Source organism: Microbacterium thalassium (assembly GCF_014208045.1).
GTDB lineage: Bacteria > Actinomycetota > Actinomycetes > Actinomycetales > Microbacteriaceae > Microbacterium > Microbacterium thalassium.
On the sequence record NZ_JACHML010000001.1, the window covers coordinates 564,103 to 586,287 of the forward strand.

19 protein-coding genes are annotated in these 22,185 nt (G+C 66.1%); 7 read left to right on the forward strand and 12 right to left on the reverse strand.

What is annotated here, in order from left to right; translation table 11 throughout:
- Positions 1-99: 99 nt before the first annotated feature.
- Positions 100-777 carry a DUF6226 family protein gene (locus HD594_RS02635; RefSeq protein ID WP_184749464.1) on the forward strand — a complete coding sequence of 226 codons (678 nt, stop codon included), beginning with the start codon at positions 100-102 and terminating at the stop codon, positions 775-777.
- Between the two features lie 311 nt (positions 778-1,088).
- Positions 1,089-2,081 (forward strand): restriction endonuclease, encoded by a 993-nt coding sequence (locus HD594_RS17800; protein ID WP_184749465.1) that lies wholly within the window; start codon positions 1,089-1,091, stop codon positions 2,079-2,081.
- Positions 2,082-2,299: 218 nt separating this feature from the next.
- On the opposite strand, the gene HD594_RS02645 is transcribed toward HD594_RS17800, so the two are convergent.
- The 11 genes from HD594_RS02645 to HD594_RS02695 all read right to left on the reverse strand — a co-directional run bounded on the left by HD594_RS02645 (position 2,300) and on the right by HD594_RS02695 (position 16,224).
- A complete protein-coding gene (locus tag HD594_RS02645; RefSeq protein ID WP_184749467.1) occupies positions 2,300-2,731 on the reverse strand; it encodes a hypothetical protein in 432 nt (143 codons plus the stop codon).
- Between the two features lie 238 nt (positions 2,732-2,969).
- Positions 2,970-4,676, reverse strand: a complete 1,707-nt coding sequence (locus tag HD594_RS02650; protein WP_184749468.1) for a UvrD-helicase domain-containing protein — start codon at positions 4,674-4,676, stop codon at positions 2,970-2,972.
- The gene (locus HD594_RS02655) at positions 4,673-6,574 is read right to left on the reverse strand and encodes an ATP-dependent nuclease (RefSeq protein ID WP_184749470.1); all 1,902 of its coding nucleotides are present in this window, start codon (positions 6,572-6,574) and stop codon (positions 4,673-4,675) included. Before HD594_RS02655 ends, HD594_RS02650 begins: the two co-directional genes overlap by 4 nt.
- Positions 6,575-6,608: 34 nt before the next feature.
- The gene (locus tag HD594_RS02660; protein ID WP_184749471.1) at positions 6,609-9,716 is read right to left on the reverse strand and encodes a type I restriction endonuclease subunit R; all 3,108 of its coding nucleotides are present in this window, start codon (positions 9,714-9,716) and stop codon (positions 6,609-6,611) included.
- Positions 9,713-10,831 carry a restriction endonuclease subunit S gene (locus HD594_RS02665; RefSeq protein ID WP_184749473.1) on the reverse strand — a complete coding sequence of 373 codons (1,119 nt, stop codon included), beginning with the start codon at positions 10,829-10,831 and terminating at the stop codon, positions 9,713-9,715. The genes HD594_RS02660 and HD594_RS02665 overlap by 4 nt, the downstream gene beginning before the upstream one ends.
- On the reverse strand, positions 10,828-12,393 hold the full coding sequence (locus HD594_RS02670) for a type I restriction-modification system subunit M (protein WP_184752480.1): 1,566 nt from the start codon (positions 12,391-12,393) through the stop codon (positions 10,828-10,830). Before HD594_RS02670 ends, HD594_RS02665 begins: the two co-directional genes overlap by 4 nt.
- 295 nt (positions 12,394-12,688) lie before the next feature.
- Positions 12,689-12,928 carry a toxin gene (locus HD594_RS02675; RefSeq protein WP_184749475.1) on the reverse strand — a complete coding sequence of 80 codons (240 nt, stop codon included), beginning with the start codon at positions 12,926-12,928 and terminating at the stop codon, positions 12,689-12,691.
- Complete coding sequence (locus tag HD594_RS02680) at positions 12,925-13,188, reverse strand: ribbon-helix-helix protein, CopG family (RefSeq protein WP_184749476.1); 264 nt, start codon at positions 13,186-13,188, stop codon at positions 12,925-12,927. Before HD594_RS02680 ends, HD594_RS02675 begins: the two co-directional genes overlap by 4 nt.
- Before the next feature lie 186 nt (positions 13,189-13,374).
- A complete protein-coding gene (locus tag HD594_RS02685) occupies positions 13,375-14,205 on the reverse strand; it encodes an ABC transporter permease subunit (RefSeq protein WP_221446536.1) in 831 nt (276 codons plus the stop codon).
- Entirely contained in the window at positions 14,202-15,131 is a 930-nt protein-coding gene (locus HD594_RS02690) for an ABC transporter ATP-binding protein (RefSeq protein ID WP_184749478.1), read from the reverse strand. Before HD594_RS02690 ends, HD594_RS02685 begins: the two co-directional genes overlap by 4 nt.
- Before the next feature lie 130 nt (positions 15,132-15,261).
- Entirely contained in the window at positions 15,262-16,224 is a 963-nt protein-coding gene (locus HD594_RS02695) for a DUF389 domain-containing protein (protein ID WP_184749480.1), read from the reverse strand.
- 114 nt (positions 16,225-16,338) lie between these two features.
- Here HD594_RS02695 and HD594_RS02700 point away from each other — a divergent pair, with 114 nt between their 5' ends.
- Complete coding sequence (locus HD594_RS02700; protein ID WP_184749482.1) at positions 16,339-17,028, forward strand: DsbA family protein; 690 nt, start codon at positions 16,339-16,341, stop codon at positions 17,026-17,028.
- 7 nt (positions 17,029-17,035) lie between these two features.
- Here HD594_RS02700 and HD594_RS02705 read toward each other — a convergent pair whose 3' ends face one another.
- Positions 17,036-17,932 (reverse strand): TerC family protein, encoded by an 897-nt coding sequence (locus HD594_RS02705; RefSeq protein ID WP_184749484.1) that lies wholly within the window; start codon positions 17,930-17,932, stop codon positions 17,036-17,038.
- Positions 17,933-18,003: 71 nt separating this feature from the next.
- Between HD594_RS02705 and HD594_RS02710 the strand changes: the two genes are divergently transcribed.
- Genes HD594_RS02710 through HD594_RS02720 form a run of 4 tightly spaced genes read left to right on the forward strand, consistent with a single transcriptional unit; the run spans position 18,004 to position 22,180 of the window.
- Positions 18,004-18,624: a DUF4395 domain-containing protein gene (locus HD594_RS02710; protein WP_184749486.1), complete on the forward strand. Its 621-nt coding sequence runs from the start codon at positions 18,004-18,006 to the stop codon at positions 18,622-18,624.
- A 40-nt stretch (positions 18,625-18,664) separates the two neighbouring features.
- Positions 18,665-21,010 carry a phosphoribosylformylglycinamidine synthase subunit PurL gene (purL, locus tag HD594_RS02715; protein WP_184749487.1) on the forward strand — a complete coding sequence of 782 codons (2,346 nt, stop codon included), beginning with the start codon at positions 18,665-18,667 and terminating at the stop codon, positions 21,008-21,010.
- 31 nt (positions 21,011-21,041) lie between these two features.
- Positions 21,042-21,176 (forward strand): hypothetical protein, encoded by a 135-nt coding sequence (locus HD594_RS17625; RefSeq protein ID WP_271171280.1) that lies wholly within the window; start codon positions 21,042-21,044, stop codon positions 21,174-21,176.
- A 38-nt stretch (positions 21,177-21,214) separates the two neighbouring features.
- Positions 21,215-22,180 carry a hypothetical protein gene (locus HD594_RS02720; protein ID WP_184749489.1) on the forward strand — a complete coding sequence of 322 codons (966 nt, stop codon included), beginning with the start codon at positions 21,215-21,217 and terminating at the stop codon, positions 22,178-22,180.
- Positions 22,181-22,185 lie beyond the last annotated feature (5 nt).

Here is a 22,185-nt window from a genome sequence, read left to right on the forward strand (position 1 = left end):
CGCGGCGCGCGATGGCACGAGACCACCGCGCGCCGCGACGCTTGAGCCGTCCGGATCCCTCATCGGGCAGTCGGAGGTGTGGTGCGCGAGTATGAAGGGGTGACCTCGTACCAGCGACCGTTGATCGACGCCCCGGTGTTCCGTGGCATCGATGGTGAGGTCATCGACTACGGGAATCGCTGGGAAGGGTCGCCACCCGAAGACACGTATTCGGTGGACACCCATCCCGAGCGATTCGCGCCACTTCACACCGTCGCCCTAGCCCTCATTGACCATCTTGGTGACACGTATGACGTCGCGCTCGTCGAGGGTGACGACGCGGTCGCGGATCTGCTCCACCCCGCAAGTGATGTGATCCGTGCGGTGAGGATCCAGCCGACCGACCCGGCGTGCGCTGCGGTGACGATCGTGTTCACGAAGTACCCCGGGATATTCATGCACGCCGGCCTGTTGCATGACTTCCATTACCCGGTGTGCGGCTGCGACGCCTGCGACTCCACCTGGGATGCCGAAGCCGATGCGCTGGAGCAGCAACTGCTGGCGGTCGCCAGCGGCAACTACAGCGAACGCATCGACCGCGGGCCTCGACCCTGGATCGAGCACAAGTTCACCTACCCCGGCCAAGGCTGGCAAGGTGGGCGGGGTCGCGCACGAGATATCTCCGCTGAGCGTGTGAAGCGGGCCAAGCCCGTCCTTCGGAACCTTCCCGGCGGCGTATGGGCAGCATGGCCGAAAGCGAACTCCGACAGTGACCACGGTCGCGAAGTCTGGCGCTGAACCGCGACGATCCCCATGCGGGCGATGCGCGGCAGACGTACCTGGCGTGCCGGCGTGTTGGCGCGCGATTAGGGTTCCCCTCGCGAACAACGCGATAGTCGCTGGCCCGCACGGCCGTGAGTGAGGTTTGGGGCTCTTCCCCTTGGATCTGAGCGGCTCGAAGCTGCCGGGAATCGCGTGGACATCAGCTCGCCCGGCGCTGCTTGCCTGCACCTGCGTCGGGCTCACCTGTGCCTGCTTCGCCAGTCAGGCTCCCGCGCGACCACATTGAGGAAGTCAGCCTCCCAGCCATCGCTGATAGGTTCCCCTCTGTGTGGCCAAAGAACATCGCGCGGGCTCGGAAAGAGGCAGCGTTCTGGGAGTGGGGGGAGGACGAGAGCGTCTTCGATATGCCCCTAGTCTGGGCCCAGGATCGCGGACTCAACGTGGAGACATGGGCGGACTTCGATGACGCTGTCGGTCTGTTTGCCGAGAGCGACGAGGGAATCCTGATGATTCGCAAGGGCCGCGGGTTCCGGATGGTTCGCGGCCATCTGGTCGACGGCAACTACGCCGTCGAGGTGAAGCGGGAGTACGACAGCGCTCTGAGCGACGTGTCCTCTCCGGACGCGCCGCGTCGCGTCCCATTCCGCTTTCGCCCCCTGCCCCCAGCTGAGACTCTCCTTCCCGATTGGACCGAGGACACCGAATGCTGTGTCTTCACGCCAGCGCAGACGGCAGCTATCGCACGGATGTGGATGGTCCACGAGGAGTTGCCCGACTCGGCGATCGCCCGCCCCATGGCGAAGACTCACGCAGATATTGACGCATCTCTCGCGAGTCGGCAGGACGAACCGGAAGTGGAGGAAGAACCGGACCCTGAGCGTGAGGCAGAAGAGCGCCGCGCCCGTCGGCGGAGGCTTGGGCTCGATGCTCGGGAGCCTCGACCTGAGCCGCTCCCATTCGGCGTCAATGACCATGGAGCCGAGCTGCTCGTGCGGGACTGGATGCGCCACCTCGGCGCATCTGATGCGCAGCTGACCCAAGCGGGAAAGGACGGCGGCATTGATGTAATTAGCCGCCGGTACGCTGCACAGGTCAAGAACTATCGGGGAAAGGTCGTTGCCCCCGAGGTTCGGGAGCTGTACGGCGTAGCCGTGCGTCTAGACCTCGCGGCAATCTTCTTCACGAGTGGGAAGTACACCGCCGATGCAATCGCATTCGCCGACGCCGTCGAAATGGCCCTGTTCGTATACGACGCCGAAGCAGGATCCTTGCATGCGGCGAACGGACCGGCGATAGACCGCATCGACGCTGGACTGTGATCGCACCGTCGGACCCACACATGCCGCGTCTCGTAGTCGGGGCGGGGAGGTCGGTGAGGCCGCAATGTCGCGAAGTTAGATCTGATCCCCAACCGGGCAATGCGATTGTCAGACGGGGCACCTCCCGAAGGAAACCGGCCGGTGCGTCCCGCCGACTCCGCACCCAGCGGGCCGATTGACGCCATCGATGACTTGATATGCCGCCGTGCGTGTGGCGCTCAGTGAGCGAGGGACGAACCGTCAAACTCATAACTGACGTCGACGATCACTGACGTAGTCAGCCGCACCTGCCCGGCACCTTCAACTAGACCTGGATTGATGGGGTTGACGAACTTTACTTGAGCCTCCGCGAGCGACCTCCCGGCGAGCGCTTCTGCGACCGCCCGAGCTAGGACTTCGCCCGCCGGGAAGTGACCCTTATCGAGCACGGTGATTGGACCTGCTTCCGGATCGATCATCGCCAGCACCCGCGCGGCGTCTCTAGCGCCAGCACGGATCATCGCGTGGCCCTGCATGATCATGGGTTCGATACCGATCCGGTCGCGAACCTCCTCCCGCGGGAACGATCCCTCCTTGACGTCCACCGTCACGAGGAGATCTGGATCGATTGGGATTTTGACGGCGAGTGTTTCCTCTACGGTGATGCGCACCGGCTCATCCTGCCGCATATCAACGGTCGGTTCGATCCTCAAACGTGCACCGCTCGCTAGCCGACCGGTTTCGGGCGGGGTGGGGACTGTCTGATCGGTCAAGCCGACCCAGAAAACACCGGAAATCAGACAGCCCTCTCTCCGGTCGGCCTTGTTTACATCTGTTCCAATGAGTCCGACGGACGTCGCATCGGGGCCTCCATAGATTCACCCACGGAGGGACCGGGTGCGGGAAGACTCACCCGCCGAGCCGTGGCATTCCGGACGGCCTAACGAACACAACCTTGTGCCGCGCCCGAGTGATTGCCACCCGAAGCAGTCGCCTCGTCTGAACATGCGGGGCGCCCTCGCGCTCAGTGAAGAACTCAGCTCTTCGGTAGCCCTCGACGATGACAACGCCATCGAATTCCTTGCCCTTCGACTTGTGCATGTTCATCAGCACGAAGCCTTGGGGATCCCGCTGTTCGGTTGCGAGCTTCTGCTGGTCGAGTGTTCTTCGCACCAAGTCGGTAGCTCGCCCGTATGAACCAGACTGGTCCCACTGATCTGCGAGACGACCGCCAATCTCATCCGTCGCTCCGAAGAGGCGAATGAACCGAGCAGCCTGGACGATCTCACTCAGCCCGTCCGCCCCCTCGAGTATTCTGCGCGCAGCCACCCAGTCCTTTCGAGGGTTGCCGGTCAGGACGAGCTCCGACTCCGCTTGCTCGACGATGTGCTTCGCACCCCTCGGTCGCACGGATCGCCCAGCCCGCAAATTGGCAGCATTGGTGCGGTACCGATCGCGGAGGGTAAGGGCGCTGGCGATGGGGGCAGAGGCGGCCGCGCTCTTCACCTCGAAGAAGGCAGCGACGGCTTCGAGTGTCAGTGCCGCACGCTCGGCGGGCTCCCTGTCCGGCCACTCGAGCACGCCTGCAATGATCTGCGCGGCTGCCGCAGAGACTTCGGCATCCCAGAGCACGTCATGGGCGAGGGGTGCGTACTCGTGCCCCTTGTAGGTGTGCGGTCGAGATAGCCAGTTGGAGATCTCCGCGATCATTGCGTTCGTGCGGGCGAGCACGACGATGCTCGGCTTCTTGATGCCCGCCTTCCGCAGCTCTTGGTAGAGCCACACGGAAGCCACGTGCGTGATCGTCTCTAGCTGGCTGGCGTAGACCCCGATCTGCTGGACGTCATCGGTCTTCGGAAGTGCGCGGTTGTGCAGCACCGCGTCGGCAAACTGCAGGATGCCAGCGTCAGGGCTTCGGTGATTCTCGCCGCCCAGATCGAACTCCACAGGCGAGAGCACCTCGCGCACGTGGCTCAAGCGTTCGGGGTCGACGCGGTCGTCGTATTCGAAGATGCGCTGGTCCGGATCGGCCAAGATGATCAGTTCACTGCGCTCAGACAGCGCCTGCACCAGCTCCCACTGCGAGTCGCTGGTGTCCTGAAACTCATCGAGGATGACTATCGGGAATCGGTCCGCGACGAGCTCTGCCACCTTCGGCACCCTCGCGATCAGCGCGCCCGCGCCACTCGCGAAGTTGTCGAAAGCGAACAGTCCCTCCTCCTCGGCGAGCCGGTTCCGCTCATCGTTCCAGTCGCCCTCATGGTTGGCTTTCACGACCTTTTCGCGGTCGGGGAAGAGAATCCGGGCACTGGTCCCGGTGAGCAAGCGACCATGGGCGCGCAGGATATCCATGCAGAAGGCGTGGTAGGTCTGCACAGTGATCCGCGAGCGTTCCTCATGCGTCAGTACGTCCTTCGTCCGGCTCAGCACCTGACGCACCGCGGCGCGCGAAAAACTAAGGAAGAGCACGCTCTGTCCAACCTCGAGCGTCGGGATGAGCCGCTGCGTCTTGAGGAGCGACAGGGTGGTCTTGCCCGAGCCCGGTCCACCCAGCACCATGATCCGGCCGTTGTGGTCGAAGGCCTGCTGTGCGGGATCGCTCAGCTGGAACGTCATGTCTCGGCAGGTTCCTCGGGCGCGCTGGTCTCGGTCGCGACCTCAGGGTCCGCCTCTTCGGAATCTGTGGCCGGCACAGCCACCTCGGGGTCGAAGCCAACTTCCGGCTCGCCTCGGAGTTCGACATCGATCGCGACCAAGATGTCGACTAGTTCAGTGGGTAGCTCCGCCTCGGTCTCGCAGTGCTCGACAAGCACCGCCGCGTAGGCGTAGGCCTCTCCCTTGCGCGCCTTGAGGACCTTGTGGACGAGCGTCGGCACGTTCGTATCGTCGATCGCTGGATCGAACGGATGATTCGTAGTCGGGTAGTCGCCGCGGGTGGATACGTCGTCGAGGAAGCGACGCTGTGTCTCAACCGGGATGCCCTTCACGAGAACATCCTCGATCCCGAGCTCTTCCGACTCCCAGAACTCGTCGAACTCTGCTCGGTCGTCGAGTACGTCCTGTGGCAACTGACCGTTCGGCTTGTCACATACACCCCAGGCTTTCTTGCCGAGCGCCTTGAAGATGGGGCCGAACTTGGCGATGGAGCCGTCGCCAGGGGCCGTGAACATCGAGACGCCGGAGAAGTCGAGGTGGGTGTAGTCCGCGCGAACTCGCTCGAGCACCGCTGAAACCGCAGGGAAGACGACCGCCTCGGTTGAGCCTTCGACGACGAGCACGCCGCGCGCTAGTACGGCCTCAGCAAACTGACGCTTGTTGGTCAGATAGGTCTTGCGCTTGACCTTGGCAGGATCGATTGGTGTGCCGATCAGCTTTGCGCCGTCGCGGTGCAGCATGACGATGCTGTCGGGCTCGAACTGCTCGATGACCGGAGCAGAGTGCGACGTGACGATCGACTGACCCATCTCGCTCAGGACGTACCGGGTGACGCGCCGTTGCGTATGCGGAGGCAGCGCAATCTCTGGCTCCTCCATCGCGAAGATGACGGACTGCGTGCCCTTGAGATCGGCAATGATCGTGAGCAGGGCGAAGACCAGCAGATTGACCGAGCCGGTCCCTTGCTTCGCATAGGGAACGAGATGGTCGCTCGGTTGCGTCGCGACGAAGAGTCGCACCACTTCACGAAGATGCTGGCGGGTCAGATCCGAGGCGAAGAAGGCTGCGGAGTCATCACCTGGAGCCATATTCACAAAGCGCCCGAGCCGCTCGCGAAGTTCCCCTCGAACCTCTTTGAGCTGCGGGATATCGCCGACGGCTGGATCGAGACCGCCGAGCTTGCCTAGGGTGTCGCTCCACATCTCGGCGGCACCGTCGCCCTCGAGTTGCAGGATCGTGTCCAGAAGTGACCCACGCTGAAGACTCAGCGCGCGCGAGCCCGTCCGAAGCGCTCGGAGGTAGACGTACCCAGCGAGCCGTTTGTGGGAACGCGAGAAGCGAGACAGACCCGCGCCCAGTTCCGCGAGAGCCTCGGTGTCATCGGCATCGATCAGCGGCTCCGGGTGACAGAAGAAGGTGTCGCCGACGAAGTCGTCCTCCTCACGGTCGTACCGACCGATGAAGCAGACGGGTAGCGCCCAGTCCACGCCCTCTTCGCCGGAGCGGTCAGCGCCGCCCTCCTCTTCATCGATGAACTCGCTCGCATAGTCATCCCATAGCCGAAGGTGCTGGTCTCCAAACCGGCGCCGCTCTTCCGGGGTGAGTTGCGTAAGTATGGCGTCGATGCGGATCTCGACTGGTGCTCCGTCTTCGTCGAGGTAGCGCCCGAGGTAGAAGTCGTGCTCGTCGACGACCGGGCGACGGTACAGACGCTCCGGGCCGAGCACGAGGTCGAGCGCGTCGCAGATGGTCGACTTTCCGGCGTTATTGCCGCCGACGAGCAGTGTGTGCGTCTTGAAATGGATCTCGCTGTCTTCAATACCCCGGAAGCTCTGAATCCGTATGTGGCGAACTCTCATGACGTCATCGCTTTCACCGACCGTGCGAAGTTAGTCATCGCTTCATGTCCTGACTGCTTGTAAGCCCGAAGAACCGCTCGAAGAACACGCCGAGCTTCTCAATCACGCGCTGCTTCTTCTCGCCGTGGCTGCCGTCGGCAGAGAACCGGGAGGCCGGCGGAAGCACCTTGGTGATCGCTGTACCGGTCGTGCGGAGCGCACCGTCGCGGAACGCGATCTGGACAAATGCGCGAGTGGCGTCGGCGCGGAGTCGCTCGTCCTCGATGATGGCCTCGAGTTCGGCCTCGCGCTTGGCAGCGATGAATGCCTGCCACTCCTCGTCGATGGCGCCGTCGACCGAGACGGAGTCGACGAAGGCTTCGATGAGGTCCTTCTTGTTGCGTAGTGTCGGGCTGGCGTCGACGGCGCGGGAGATCTCGGCGCGGATCTCCTTGTCCTCGCCGTCGCCGTGCTGGCTGCGGTACTTCTGGACGAGCATCAGGATGTAGTCGACGTTGATCTCGACCTGCTTGATCAGCTCGATCTCGAACACGACGTCGTCGTTGATGAGTTCCTTGTCGGCGTCCTTGTCCTTGCGGAACTCGGCGTAGAGGTCGAGGTAGACGCTGCGGTAGTCCTGGCCCTGGCGCTCGGTGAGGATCTCGTGGCCGGCGAAGTCATCGAACGAGGTGAGGATGTTCTCCAACCGCAGGATCTGCCCGAACAGCTGGATGAACTCCTTCTGCGCAGCCTCACCGGTGATCGACCGACCGAGCGGGAACGAAGCGAGTAGCTCGTCGACCTTCTCGGCGTACTCGCCGTAGTAGTCGCCGTACGGCTTGAGAAGCACGACCCCGCGGGCGTCCTTGTTGCCGAACAGTTCGAGTGCGGCGTTGGTCTCTTCCTCGAGATCACGGAAGGCGACGATGTTGCCGTACGTCTTGACCGAGTTGAGGATGCGGTTGGTGCGCGAGTACGCCTGGATTAGGCCGTGCGCGCGCAGGTTCTTGTCGACGAAGAGTGTGTTGAGGGTCGTGGCGTCGAAGCCGGTGAGGAACATGTTGACCACGATGACGAGGTCGAGTTCGCGGTTCTTCAGCCGTTGCGAGAGGTCCTTGTAGTAGTTCTGGAATTTGTCTGCGCTGGTGTCGTAGCTCGTGCCGAAGATGGCGTTGTAGTCCTGGATGGCGTCTTCGAGGAAGCCGCGCGCGTCCGTGCTGAGCGCATCGGTGTCGAAGGCTTCGTCGTCGAGGATGCCGTCGTCGCTGGCATCGTTGGCGCCGTACGAGTAGATAAGGCCGATCTTCAGGCGGCGGTCAGCCGCGAGCGCTTCCTGCTGAATCTGGAAATGGTTGTAGTAGCGACGCGCCGCATCGATCGAGGCCGTCGCGAAGATGGCGTTGAAGCCGCGCACGCGCTTGCGCTCACGCACCGCCTCGGCCTGACGCCGCGCACGCGTCGACTCAGCGACGTTCGTCACGACGGAGTGCTCGTAGCTCGAGGAGCGCTTGGTCTTCTGATCGAAGTGCTCCAGCGTGTACTGCACGACCTGGCTGATGCGTTCCGGCGCCAGCAGCGCCTTCTCGGTATCGATGGCCGACACCTGCTTGTCGACGATGGTGCCGACCTTCACTGTGTTGACGTAGTCGATCCGGAACGGCAGCACGTTCTTGTCGGTGATCGCATCGACGATCGTGTAGGTGTGGAGCTTCTCGCCGAACGCCTGCTCGGTGGTCTTGAGTTGCGGGTTACCGCCCGTGCCGGCATTGACCGCGAAGATCGGGGTGCCGGTGAAGCCGAAGAGGTTGTAGCGCTTGAATGCGCGGGTGATGTCGGTGTGCATGTCACCGAACTGCGAACGGTGGCACTCGTCGAAGATGATTACGACGTGGTCGTTCGTGATCGCGTGACCCTTGTTGGCCTTGATGAAAGTCGAGAGCTTCTGGATCGTCGTGATGATGATCCGCGCGTTCGGATCCTCGAGCTGCTTCTTCAGCACCGCAGTTGAGGTGTTCGAGTTCGCCGCTCCCTTCTCGAAGCGGTCGTACTCGCGCATGGTCTGGTAGTCGAGATCCTTGCGGTCCACGACGAACAGCACCTTGTCGACGCTTGGCAGCTTCGACGCCAGTTGCGCGGTCTTGAAGCTCGTGAGGGTCTTGCCCGATCCGGTGGTGTGCCAGACGTAGCCGCCTGCGGCGACGGTGCCGAGCTGCTTGTAGTTGGTGGCGATGTCGATGCGCTGCAGGATCCGCTCGGTCGCGACGATCTGGTACGGGCGCATCACAAGCAGAAGCCGGTCGGCTGTGAGGACGCAGTAGCGGGTGAGGATGTTCAGCAGCGTGTGCTTGGCGAAGAAGGTCTTCGCGAATGATGTCAGATCGGTGATCGGCTTGTTCTGCGCGTCCGCCCACCACGAGGTGAACTCGAACGAGTTCGAGGTCTTGCGACCCTTGGTCTGCTTCTTGCCCTCGCTGATGTGCTGGGTGCGTGTCGTGTTCGAGTAGTACTTCGTCAGCGTGCCGTTGCTGATCACGAACAGCTGCACGTACTCGAACAAGCCGGAGCCGACCCAGAAGCTATCGCGCTGATAGCGGTTGATCTGGTTGAACGCTTCACGGATGTCGACGCCGCGGCGCTTGAGCTCGATGTGCACCATCGGGAGGCCGTTGACGAGAATGGTCACGTCATATCGGTTCGCGTGGTTCGCGCCGCCCTCGCCCTGGCCGATCTCGTACTGGTTGATGACCTGGAGCCGGTTGTTGTGGATGTTCTGCTTGTCGAGCAAAGTGATGTTCTTTGTCGAACCGTCGTCGCGCTTCAGGAGCTGGACGTGGTCCTCCTGGATGCGAACGGTCTTCTCGACAATTCCGTCGCTCCTGCCCGCGACCTTGGCGTCGAAGAAATCCATCCATTCTGCGTCGGAGAACGTGATGTGGTTGAGCGCCTCAAGCTGAGCACGCAGGTTTGCAACCAGCTGCGCTTCAGACGTGATCGGCAGGTACTCGTAGGCCTGCGAATTCAGAAGATGGATGAGCTCCTTCTCGAGCGCCGACTCAGACTGATACGCGGTCGCGGTGTGAGCTTCCGGAATGTACTCCGCGACAACCGTGGACTCGGCGGAGACTGCGATCGGGTCGTAATTGCGGTGAACAGCCTCGCTCATGTCACGGCCTCTTCGAACGCGAAGAGCTTGTCACGGTAGTACGCGTATTGCTTGCGACGGGCCGCGATTTCCGCCGGGAGTCCTGTGCTTGGGTCATTCATGAGCGCATCGAGTTCATCGAGCACTGCTGTTCGATGCGCCTGCTCCGCAACCGGTACGTATGCGATCCGCAGGTCTTTGATCTTCCCGACCGCCAACCCGGGCTGAGCGGACTTAGTCTTGTACTGGTTGAGGTTCATGTATGCGAGCTTGTGGTAGGCCCAAGCCATGTCGACATCCAGCCTTGGCGTTACAACGACCGCATGCTCGGTCGCATAGATCTTCCCGTCTGCTCGATGCACATTTCCGCAGAGAGCGCCCTGGCGCCCGATAAGCAAGACGCTGCGATCGTAGTTGTATTCGCTGACGTAGCCGCGAAGTCCGTTGCCACCGAAGCACGGATAGGGCTTCTCGTCGGTGGGTACCTCTGAGATCTCGGATGATGGGATGTGCTTGCCAGCACGCATCTCGAAGATTTCCCCGAGTGGTAGTGCAGTTGAGAATCCTTGAGGCTCCGCGACCAGATGAGACCGGTAGTAGCCGTATTGGCGCTGGCGCGCGTCCAGCTCCGTTTCCAGCTCCGCTTCGAGCAGGGTGAACTGGTCCAAGATTCGCACGATCTCGTGCTGCACCTCTACAGGCGGCACTGGGATGCGAAAGCCTGAGTAGGTGCCAATCCACTGACGAGCGTGGTCTTGGGGTGCGTACCTGATTGTCTGCATCGCATAGAAGGCGTAGCGAAGCGTCACTCTTGGCTCATCGCTTGGCGTGAGCATCTTCATCGCTGAGGACTTGGCTTTGAACGGGAAGTCCACCCACTTAAACGCAGTTGTGAAGTCATCGAAGATGATGACGGGCGACGCGGGCGATGCCGGATAGATGCCCTCGGTTTCGTCTGTGCGACCAAGCACGAAGGTCTGCCCCGCCGTGAGAACGGGAGTGGTGAACTTGTCGTTGTAGTTTGTCGATGCGACCAAGTACTTCGTCGGCTGCTCGTAGGTGAGGAGTTGACCAAGCGGCACGAAGGGAACACCGCTGGGCGCGAGTTGCGCAGTCAAGTCATCGACCAGACTCACCTCGACGCCTCCAGGTCCACCACGATCGCATCGAGCGAGGCCCGCAGTTCGGCTTGTCGTGCAACTATCTGGGCAATCTCCGCATTTAGAGCCGTGATGTCGATGGCCTCGCGCACGTCCTCCTCCTCGACGTACGACGAGACCGCGATGTCGTAGTCGTTGGCGGCGATCATCTCGTTTGGGACGATCGTGGAGAAGTGTTCGACACTCTCGCGGTCTGCGAAGGCGCCGAGGATGTTCTGCTGGTTTTCCGTGGTGAGCTTGTTCTTGTTTCCGACGCGTTTGAACTCGTCCGAGGCGTTGACAAAGAGGACCGAGTTATCGGTCTTCGACTTCTTGAGCACGATGATGCAGGTCGCGATGGTGGTGCCGAAGAACAGATCCGGCGGCAGCTGGATCACGGTGTCGACGTAGTTGTTGTCTATCAGGTACTTGCGGATCCTCTGCTCAGCGCCAGCGCGGTACAGCACCCCAGGAAACTCGACGATCGCTGCGGTGCCGTTCACGGCCAGCCAGCTCAGTATGTGCATCGTGAACGCGAGATCGGCTTTCGACTTCGGCGCGAGCACACCGGCTGGCGCGAAGCGCTCGTCGTTGATCAGCAGCGGATTGGCGTCGCCAGGCCACTTGATTGAGTAGGGCGGATTGGAAACGATCGCCTCGAAGGGCTCGTCGTCCCAGTGCTGGGGTTCGAGAAGCGTGTCGCCGTGCGCGATGTCGAACCTCTCGTAGTTGACGTCGTGCAGGAACATGTTGATCCGCGCGAGGTTGTAGGTAGTGAGATTGTTCTCCTGGCCATAGAAGCCACCGACATTCTCCGGGCCGAGTACCTTGGCGAACTTGAGCAGCAGCGAGCCCGACCCGCATGCAGGGTCGTAGACCTTGTTGACTCGCTCCTTGCCCATGACGGTGATGCGCGCGAGAACCTCAGACACCTCCTGTGGCGTGAAGAACTCGCCACCTGACTTTCCGGCCTGAGAGGCGTACATCGTCATGAGGTACTCGTAGGCGTCGCCGAAGAGGTCGATCGAGTTGTCTTCGAAATTGCCGAGAGGAAGATCGCCGATGGCATCGAGGAGCTTCACGAGCTTCTCGTTGCGCTTGGCAACAGTGTTGCCGAGCTTTGAGCTGTTCACATCGAGGTCGTCGAAGAGGCCCTTGAGGTCGTCTTCGCTCTCGGTTCCGACGGCCGATCCTTCGATGGTCTTGAAGACGCGCTCGAGCGTCTCGTTGAGGTTCTGATCTTTGGACGCACGTGCGCGTACGTTCCCGAATAGCTCCGACGGCAGGACGTAGAAGCCCTTCTCCTCGACAGTCGCCTTGCGACCGAACTCCGCCTGGGCGTCGGGTAGTTGCGCGTAGTCGAAGCCGGTCGCGCCGGCCTCGTGCTCGCCCTTGTTGATGTATGCGGCAAGGTTCTCCGAAATGAAGCGGTAAAAGAGCATGCCCAGGACGTAGCTCTTGAAGTCCCAGCCATCGACGGACCCACGCAGGTCGTTCGCGATTCGCCAGATGGTCTTGTGCAGTTCTGCGCGCTGGGATTCTTTGGTGGTCGGCGTCATTGACTTGTACTTCTCCTCGCGCCTCATGCGGTTCACTTCATGTTGATGACCTCGGGTTCTCTCAGGCTACTGGCGCACGGCGACATGGCTGGCTTGGACCAGCGCGACGCGTGCCGGTGGTTCGAAATCAGGATGGGGCCGGAGGCTCGCGAGGTCGTTGCCCGCATGTCGGTCGGCGTGCGAACGCATCCCGGCGTGAAACCGCGTGCGTTCGCCGGCCCTCGGGACATCCTGCGGCGTCGAGACCCACGCCGTGCGCATTGCGCCCCGTGAGCGTTCGCTGTGGCTCAGTCGCCTACGGCAGGAGGTCGAGCATCTGAGGTCTGGCCTTCATGGCGTGGATCACGAGCTCGTTTCCGCTGTCGAAGACCAGCACCAGCAGCTCAAGCAGCCGTCCTTGCCCATCGAACCCGAGCCGGAGTTGGCGCGCGGGCGAGTCGTCGTCGAGGTCGTCGATCCACAGCGGCCACGACGCCGCCTGGACGATGTCCTCGGGTGCGATGCCGTGCTTGAGCGCAGAGTCGTGGACCTTCACGCCGCGTACGCAGCGATCGCTTCGCGAATGAGCTCTGAGCGGGTCTTGTGCTCGCGCGCGGCGCGAGCATCGAGAGCGGCAAGCTCCTCGGACGTGAGCCGGAGCGCGACCACCTGCGCGGGCTCAGCCCCGCGGCCGGGACGTCCGCGTCCACGCCGCTTGAGAGCCTGGACGTCGAAGCCGGCTTCAGCCTCCTCGGCCCACGCCGCGATCTGCTCTTCCGTCACCGGAACGCCGTTGATCGTCTCCTCGTCACCCATGGCGACATCGTAATACGAAAATGCGGACCAGACTACGGCTGACCGAAGCCGGTTCGCTCATCGTACGAACGGCTGCACCCGCACCCGCAGCATCGTCCCTATGGGCCAAGGTGCGCGTATAGCCCGCCCGGACCCCGCGAGCAGATGGGCCCGACAAACGAGCGCGCGGGCCGGCGCTCCCGCGCCTCAGCCCAGGATGTCCCTCCGCGACAGCGCGAAGGTGCCGATGGCGATCAGCAGCGCCGAGCCGCCCCACAGCAGGCCGAGGCCGCCCCAGTCCCAGCCGTCGACGAGTGGGTCCTGGTAGTAGGCCCAGTCGAACGGCGAGAAGCGGTGCAGCCAGTCGAGGTCCTCGCTGTTGTTCGCGACGGCCTGCATGACGAACCCGACGATCGCGAGGCCCGAGCCCGCGCCGACCGCCCACGCCCGGCGACCGGTCGAGGTGCCGACCACGAACGACGCGGCCGCGGTCAGCATCCCGAGGCCCATCCACGCGACGGTCGCCGCCAGCAGGTTCCCGGCGTCCAGCTCGAGCTCGGCGGGGGCGTCGTACAGCCACACCATGCCGTAGCCGACCGCGCCGATCACGATGACGCGCACGAGCAGCACGCCCGCGGTCTCGAGCGCGTACTGCACGCGACCGACGCCGTGGCCGAGCGTCAGCTCGAGGCGACCGGACTCCTCGGCGCCGCCGGTCAGCGACGAGCCCCACCCGATGCACGCGATGCTCAGCAGCGCGAAGCCGGTCAGGCCGAAGAACGTCGCCTGCACGTAGCCCGCGCCCGACGTGATGTCGCCGTAGTTGAGCGTGTTCACCAGCTCGGGCGGCAGCGAGTCGAGCATGCCGGCGAGCTCGGGCGACGCCATCGTCGGGAACAGCGGCACGTACACGCTCACGACGGCCGCGATGCCGATGATCCAGCCGACCAGGCCCCGCCAGCCGTCGAACAGCGCGCGGCGCATGATCGGCAGCGGCGCGGCGGAGATGCGGGGGGCGGATGCGGCGACCGCGGTCATGATGCCCCCTCCGTCCGGGCGTACAGATCGAGGACCGACTCCTCGAGGTCGGGCTCCTCCACCGTGAGGTCGCGGATCTCGCCGAGCGTGAGCGCCCGGACGACCGCGTCGATGCCGTTGTGCGCCGTCGCCGACACCCGCACGAGGTCGGCGGCTCCCGGCGAGTCCGCGACGTCGAGATCCTCGACCTCCGGCACTGCGGCGAGCGCGGTGCGGAGAGTGTCGGCATCCGCCCCCGCGACCGTCGCGCGGATGCGGCGGACGCTCGCGATGCGCAGCGACGCCACGTCGCCGCGCGCGACGATCTTGCCGTCGGCGAGCACGGCGACATCGTCGGCGGCCTGCTGCACCTCGCTCAGCACGTGCGAGCTCAGCAGCACGGTCTGCCCCGCCTCGCGGGCCTCGCGCAGCATCACCAGGAACTCGCGCTGGATGAGCGGGTCCAGACCGCTCGTCGGCTCGTCGAGCACGAGCAGCTCGGGCTTGTGCATGAACGCCTGCACGAGGCCCAGCTTCTGCTTGTTGCCCTTCGACAGGGTCCGCACGGGGCGGGTGAGGTCGAGCGAGATGCGCTCTGCCAGCTCCTCGATCGCGCCGGGCGCGACCGGGCCGCTGATCTCGGCGAGGTGGCGCAGCAGCGCGCCGCCCTTGACGCGCCCCTCGAGCCGCAGTTCGCCGGGGATGAAGCCGATGCGCCGGCGCAGGTCCGCTCCCCCGGCGCGCGGATCGACGCCGAGCACCGTCATCGACCCGGAGGTCGGCCGGATGATGTCGAGGAGCAGGCGCAGCGTCGTCGTCTTGCCGGCTCCGTTGGGGCCGATCAGCCCGAACACCGAGCCGCGTTCGACCGCCATGTCGAGTTCGCGGATCGCCGTGTGCGAGCCGTAGCGCTTGGTCAGCGCCGTGGTGGTGATCGCCGAGGTCATGGGACGAGGGGTTCCCTTCGGGTGCGTCGTTCGCCGAGTGGCGCGCTCAGGGGGGCGGGCGCCACCGACGGCAACGGCCAGGAGCGTACGCGCTCACGCGCGGGCGCGGCAAGGACCTTCGTCCCCGCGGTCATCGACGCAGCCTCGGCAGGCTCCCCCGCCGCGTCGCCAGGCGCCGGCGGATCGGCCTGCTCACGTGCAGCTGCACCGCGAGGGTCGCGGTGCCCGCGATCACGAGCCCCAGCACGTTGACGCCGAGCTGCACGATCGAGGCGAGCGCTTCGTCCCACGCGCCGACGGCGGCCGTCAGGGCGAGCGTTCCGGCGGCGGGGACAGTGGTGATCGAGATGAAGACGCCGACCAGGGCCGAGGACTTCTCGGTCGTCATCGACAGCACCCCCGCGACGCCCGCGAGCAGCGCGATGACGAAAGACCACCCCGAGGGTTCGATGATGAAGGAGGTCCGCGGCCCGGTGGTCGCCGCCGTGAACGTGATCCACCCGGCGGCGTACGCGACCGCCCACACCGCCCACGCGATCGCGACCGCCGCGGCGAAGCCCGACACCAGCGTCGCGAGCGCCTCGCCGACGAGCGTCCGCTTGCCCCGCACGATCGCGTAGCAGAGGGCCGCGATGGGGGCGAACTCGGGTCCCACGACCATCGCGCCGATGACGAGGATCGGCTGATCGAGGATGCGGCCGACGCCGGCGATGAGGGTGGCCAGCAGCAGGAACACGAAGAACACCCACGACGGACGGGCGTCCTCCTGCGTCCGGTCCGACAGCTGCGCCCACACGACGCCGTCGGCCGGATGCCCGGGCGCGAGGCGCTCGGCGGTGGCGGCGGCATCCGAGATCACGGTCAGCGGCTCGGTGACGACGATCGCCCCGGCGAGGGGGACGCCGACGTGGCGCAGCTGCTGCATCACGCGGTTGGCGTTCTCGCGCGCGAGCTCGAAGAAGACGATGTCGCGCGTCGCGCCCGACGCCTCAGCCGAGACGACGACGAGGTCGCTCACGGTCGGCTCGGCCTCGAGCACGGCGCGCACGCGCTCGGCGACCTCTCGTGTCGCCGTGACGCGCACCGTCAGCATGCGATCATCCTGCCCCCGTCGCACCGGCCAGCCCGGGAGCGACGTCGCGGTTCGCCGCAAGCGGTGCGGCGAACGCACGGTCTATGGTCAGACCACACGTGTAGGATCGCGTCCATGCGCACAGCACATCGGCGCCTCGCCGCCTTCGGCGCGACCGCCCTCGCGACCATCCCCCTGCTCGCCGCCTGCACGTCCGCACCCGCCACCGACGCGGCGACGACGGATGCCGCGGGCTCGCCCCTCATCGCGGACGGCATCCGCGTCGGCGACGGCCCGGTGACGGTCGTGGTGTTCGGCGACGCCGCCTGCCCCCACTGCATGATCCTCGACGCCGAGGTCGGCGACACCCTCGCCGCGGCGGTCGACGCCGGCGAGATCACGCTGGAGCTGCACCCCATGACCTACGTCAGCGAGAAGCGCGGCGACACCACCGATTACTCGACGCGCTCGGCCGCGCTGCTGTTCGCTGCGGCCGACGCCGGCGAGACGGATGCCGTCCCCGCCCTCTATGCGCTCATCCAGGAGAACCAGGTCGACGAGACCGGCGCCCCCTCCGACGAAGAGCTGCTCACCTACGCGGCCGAGGCGGGCGTGACCGCCGATCTCAGCACCGCCCTCACCGGCGACGAGTACATCGACCTCGCCCGCGCCGCGAACGACTACTGGCTGGGGCGCGAGATCCCCGGCACCGGCGAGGCGCTGCAGTACGTGCCGAGCGTCGCCGTCGACGGCGCCTTCTTCGAGGTGCGCGAGGACGGCACCGACCTGACGCGCCTCGAGGCGGCCATCGCCGACGCGGGCTGACCCGGGGTCAGCCGAGGCCCGACCGCTCCGCCGGCTCGTCGGCGTCGCCGGCGACCGGGCGGCGCGACAGCCCGACCGACCCCGACCCGGGCGCCTTCGACAGCGCGGCCGAGACCGCCACAGACTCGTCGACGTCGGGGTACTGCGGGCGCAGCCTCACGGCGCTGCGGCGCTTCTGCTCGCGCTTGGCCTTGCGCGAGGCGGCCCACAGATTCAGCGCCTCGACGAAGATCGCGAAGGCCATCGGCCCGTAGATGAACGCCTTGTCGATGTGGAAGCCGAAGCCCTCGGCGACGAGGAAGACGCCGATCAGCAGCAGGAACGACAGCGCCAGCATCTTCACCGTCGGGTGGTTGTTGACGAACGCGAAGATGAAGCGCGCCGCGAACAGCATGATCCCGAACGACAGCACCACGACGGTGATGATCACCAGCAGGTTCTCGGTCATGCCGACCGCCGTGATCACCGAGTCGAGCGAGAACACGATGTCGAGCAGCAGGATCTGCGCGATCACGGCGCCGAACGTGATCGCCTTCGTCCCGCCGGCGCCGTGCTCCTCTTCGGCGCCCTCGAGTTTGTGATGGATCTCGGTCACCGCCTTGTAGACGAGGAAGAGGCCACCCGCGATGAGGATGAGGTCCTTCCACGAGAAGCCCATCCCCCACAGGACGAAGATGTCCTCCTTCAGCGTGATGATCCATCCGGCGAACAGCACCAGGATCACGCGCATCAGCATCGCCAGCGTCAGGCCGAGGTTGCGCGCCTTCGCCTGCTGCTCCTGCGGGAGCTTGGAGGCGAGGATCGAGATGAAGATGACGTTGTCGACGCCCAGGACCACCTCGAGCACGAACAGTGTGAGGAAGACGGCGATCAGGTCGGGCGTGAATGCGAAGGAGAAGTCCACCCGATCATCGTAGAGAGCGCCGTCGGGCTCCCGGCCTTCTCTCAATACCCCCTGGGGTATGATCGCTTCTCATGAGCGACGCCACCGCAGACCGCACCGTCCGCCCCGTCATCGGCGAGTGGGTCGAGGGCATCGACGTCCCGGTCGTGAACGAGCGCGCGGTTCGCGCCTCGGCCGGCATCCTCTTCCTGCTCGGGTTCGCGGCCTGGATGTGGGGCGTGAGCACGGGCGACCTGCAGCCCATGAAGGGCTTCGGCATCCTCTTCGCCGTCGAGATGATGCTGCGCCTGTTCGTCGGCACGCGGTACACGCCGACCCTCATCCTCGGCACGCTCATCACGCGCCCGCAGCGCCCCGAATGGGTCGAAGCTCGGTCGAAGCAGTTCGCCTGGAGCCTCGGGCTCGGCATGGCCCTGCTCGGATGCTTCACGCTCGGGTGGCTGGGTCTTCCCGCCGTCATCGCGCAGACGATCTGCGCGAGCTGCCTGCTGCTGCTGTTCGTCGAGGCCGCGTTCGGGATCTGCGTCGGGTGCGAGCTGTCGCGCCGCTTCGCGAAGGAGAAGCCGACGATGTGCGCGGGCGACACCTGCACGTACACGCCCCCGAAGCTCGGCGCGGGCCACAGCGTGCTCCCCGGCGCGGACGGCGACCCCGATCCTCTGGGGGACCGGTCCGCCGCCCGGATAGACTGAAGCGTCCGGCATCCGCAGAAATCCTGGAGCTCAGCCGCGCATGACATCCCTCGACACCACCGCGGCCGCGCGACCCGCCGCCGACACCGTCGACAACGCCGCCGCCACCCCCGAGCGGGAGCAGCCGTACGCGGCCCTCGGCCTCAAGCCCGAGGAGTACGCCGAGATCCGGTCGCTGCTCGGCCGCCGCCCCACGTCGGGCGAGCTGGCCATGTACTCGGTGATGTGGAGCGAGCACTGCTCCTACAAGTCGAGCAAGATCTACCTGCGCCAGTTCGGCCAGAAGGTCTCCGACGAGATGCGCGAGCGCCTCATGGTCGGCATGGGCCAGAACGCCGGCGTCGTCGACATCGGCGAGGGCTGGGCGGTGACCTTCAAGGTCGAGTCCCACAACCACCCCAGCTACATCGAGCCGTTCCAGGGCGCCGCGACCGGCGTCGGCGGCATCGTCCGCGACATCATCTCGATGGGCGCGCGCCCCGTGGCCGTCATGGACCAGCTGCGCTTCGGCGCCATCGACCACCCCGACACCGCGCGCGTGGTCCACGGCGTCGTCAGCGGCATCTCGTTCTACGGCAACTGCCTGGGCCTGCCCAACATCGGCGGCGAGACCGTGTTCGACCCGGTGTACCAGGGCAACCCGCTCGTCAACGCCCTCGCGGTCGGCGTCCTCCGCCACGAGGACCTCAAGCTCGCCAACGCCTCGGGCGCCGGCAACAAGGTCGTCCTCTTCGGCGCCCGCACCGGCGGCGACGGCATCGGCGGCGCCTCGATCCTCGCCTCGGACACGTTCGCCGACGGCGGCCCGACCAAGCGCCCCGCGGTGCAGGTCGGCGACCCGTTCGCCGAGAAGGTGCTCATCGAGTGCTGCCAGGAGCTCTACAAGAACGACCTGGTCGAGGCCATCCAGGACCTCGGCGCCGCCGGCATCTCGTGCGCGACGAGCGAGCTGGCCGCCAACGGCGGCTCGGGCATGCGCGTCGACCTCGAGAACGTGCTGCTGCGCGACCCCACGCTCACGCCCGAGGAGATCCTCATGAGCGAGAGCCAGGAGCGCATGATGGCGATCGTCGCCCCCGAGAAGCTCGACCGCTTCCTCGAGGTCGTCGCCAAGTGGGAGGTCGAGACGAGCGTGCTCGGCGAGGTGACCGGCGACGGCCGCCTGCAGATCTTCTGGCACGGCGAGGAGATCGTCAACGTCGACCCGTCCACCGTCGCCGTCGACGGCCCGGTGTACGAGCGCCCGGTCGCCTACCCGACGTGGATCGACGCGCTGCGCGACGACTCGGCGCAGGCCCTCCCCCGCCCCTGCGACGGCGAGACCCTGCGCGAGCAGTTCACGCAGCTGGTCTCGAGCCCCAATCTCGCCGATACGTCGTGGGTGACCAACCAGTACGACTACTACGTCATGGGCAACACCGCGCTGTCGTTCCCCGACGACGCCGGCATGATCCGCGTCGACGAGAACTCCGGCCTCGGCTTCGCCATCGCCACCGACTGCAACGGCCGCTTCTGCCAGCTCGACCCGTACGAGGGCGCCAAGCTCGCCCTCGCCGAGGCCTACCGCAACGTCGCCGTGACCGGCGCCGCCCCGGCAGCGGTCACCGACTGCCTGAACTTCGGCAGCCCCGAGAACCCCGAGGTCATGTGGCAGTTCTCGCAGGCCGTCGAGGGCCTGTCGGACGGATGCCTCGAGATCGGGATCCCGGTCACGGGCGGCAACGTGTCGTTCTACAACCAGACCGGCGACCAGCCCATCTTCCCGACCCCGGTCGTCGGCGTCATGGGCATCATCGACGACGTCGCCCGCCGCATCCCGAGCGGCTGGCAGGACCCGGGCGAGAACATCTACCTGCTCGGCGTCACCGCCAACGAGCTCAGCGGCTCGCAGTGGGCCGCCACGATCCACGGTCACCTCGGCGGACGCCCGCCGCGCGTGGACCTCGCCGGCGAGCGGCGCCTGGGCGATCTGCTGCACGCGGCCGGCCAGCAGGGCCTCGTCTCGAGCGCCCACGACCTGTCGTCGGGCGGCCTCGCACAGGCCCTCGCCGAGGGCGTCATGCGCTTCGGCGTCGGCGCGCGCGTATGGCTCGACGAGATCATGGAGCGCGACGGCGTGGATGCGGCGATGGCGCTGTTCTCGGAGTCGACCGGCCGCGTCATCGTCTCGGTGCCGCGCGAAGACGACGTGAAGTTCCGCGGGCTGTGCGAAGGCCGCGGCTATCCGGTGCTGCGCATCGGCGTGACCGACGTGCCGCGCGACGGCAGCCCGGCCGCACTCGAGGTGCAGGGACTGTTCACGGTGACGGCGCCCGAGCTGTCGGGGCTGTCGACCGCGACGCTCCCGGCGGCCTTCGGCCCCACCGTGGCCGAGCCCACGTCGTGACCGGCGCGCAGACACTTCAGGAGGGGAACCGATGACGGACGACGAAGACTACGGCGTCTACAGCGACGCACGTCAGCGCCGCATCAAGGTCGTGGCGTGGGTGGTCATCGTGGCGCTCATCCTCGTCGGCGGCGGCGCGACGGTGTTCGCCCTGCTCTTCGGCTGAGACGGGCGCGCGCCCGGCCCGGCGGTTAAGATGGCCACGTGGACCCGTGGCTCGAGCTCCTCGGCGCCTGGTGGTGGGTCGGCCCGACCGCCATCGGCCTCGGTGCCGTGGGCTACGGAGTGATCTCGGCCCCGCGGCGGCGCGCCCGGCGCCTCGAACTGGACGCCGCGCGCCAGGAGGTCGGCACCGCCTACAACGCCCTCATCGCCGCCCGCGCCCATGAGCGCGAGGCCAAGGCCCGGCTCCAGGCGGCGCAGACGCAGCCCGGCGTCGTCGTGCCCGGCCTGCCGTCGGTCGCGCAGGCGCGCGGCGAGCTGCAGGCGGCCAAGGCCGAGCACCGCACCGCGACGCTGACGCTGCGCGCGAAGCGCAGCGGCGTCAAGTCGGCCCGCGCGCACCTGCACGCCGCGACCGGCGAGACCGAACTGCCCGTGGCGCGGCTCCTCCGACGCCACGATTCCGTCACGGCACGGTGGATGGAGTACGAGACCGACGTCGCCAAGCGCATCGCGTTCCCGCAGATGAGCGACGCGCGGCATCCGCTGACGGGCACGTTCCTCACGATGCAGCAGCAGGCCCTCGAGCTGCGGCCGGAGTCTGCCCGCACGCGCATGACGCCCGAGCAGTTCCTGCGCTACCGCGACGCGGTCGCGGCCGTCGAGACCTCGTTCGCCGCCGCCGAGCAGGACGCGTGGCGCGAGGCGCGCGCCAGCGGAGCCGTCCCCCCGGCTCCCGAGCGCGATCAGGTCGCGCCGTGGGCGACCGTGGCCCAGCAGGTGGTGTCGCTGTCGGCCGAAGCCATCGCCCAGGCGGCCGAGGCCGCGGCCGACGCCCTCGCGAACCGCTCGCGGGCGGCATCGGCGCCCTCCGGATCCGGAGAGCGTGCGCAGCGCCCGGCGCCGAAGGCTCCCCCCGGTCCGGCCGGCCAGTCGCGCCCGGCCGAGTCCCGGTCGGAGCCGCCGACCTGGCCCGTGCCGAGTCGCTCGCCGCGTTCGGACGGCTGAGAGGC

Bases quoted from the DNA above. Each gene is read 5' to 3' on its own strand.
- HD594_RS02700 (WP_184749482.1), top strand. From the start codon at position 16,339: ATGCGCACAGCACATCGGCGCCTCGCCGCCTTCGGCGCGACCGCCCTC.
- HD594_RS02655 (WP_184749470.1), bottom strand. From the start codon at position 6,574: ATGAGAGTTCGCCACATACGGATTCAGAGCTTCCGGGGTATTGAAGAC.
- HD594_RS02660 (WP_184749471.1), bottom strand. From the start codon at position 9,716: ATGAGCGAGGCTGTTCACCGCAATTACGACCCGATCGCAGTCTCCGCC.
- HD594_RS02670 (WP_184752480.1), bottom strand. From the start codon at position 12,393: ATGACGCCGACCACCAAAGAATCCCAGCGCGCAGAACTGCACAAGACC.
- HD594_RS02680 (WP_184749476.1), bottom strand. From the start codon at position 13,188: ATGGGTGACGAGGAGACGATCAACGGCGTTCCGGTGACGGAAGAGCAG.
- HD594_RS02650 (WP_184749468.1), bottom strand. From the start codon at position 4,676: ATGACGTTCCAGCTGAGCGATCCCGCACAGCAGGCCTTCGACCACAAC.
- HD594_RS17625 (WP_271171280.1), top strand. From the start codon at position 21,042: ATGACGGACGACGAAGACTACGGCGTCTACAGCGACGCACGTCAGCGC.
- purL (WP_184749487.1), top strand. From the start codon at position 18,665: ATGACATCCCTCGACACCACCGCGGCCGCGCGACCCGCCGCCGACACC.
- HD594_RS02695 (WP_184749480.1), bottom strand. From the start codon at position 16,224: ATGCTGACGGTGCGCGTCACGGCGACACGAGAGGTCGCCGAGCGCGTG.
- HD594_RS02710 (WP_184749486.1), top strand. From the start codon at position 18,004: ATGAGCGACGCCACCGCAGACCGCACCGTCCGCCCCGTCATCGGCGAG.
- HD594_RS02690 (WP_184749478.1), bottom strand. From the start codon at position 15,131: ATGACCTCGGCGATCACCACCACGGCGCTGACCAAGCGCTACGGCTCG.
- HD594_RS02685 (WP_221446536.1), bottom strand. From the start codon at position 14,205: ATGACCGCGGTCGCCGCATCCGCCCCCCGCATCTCCGCCGCGCCGCTG.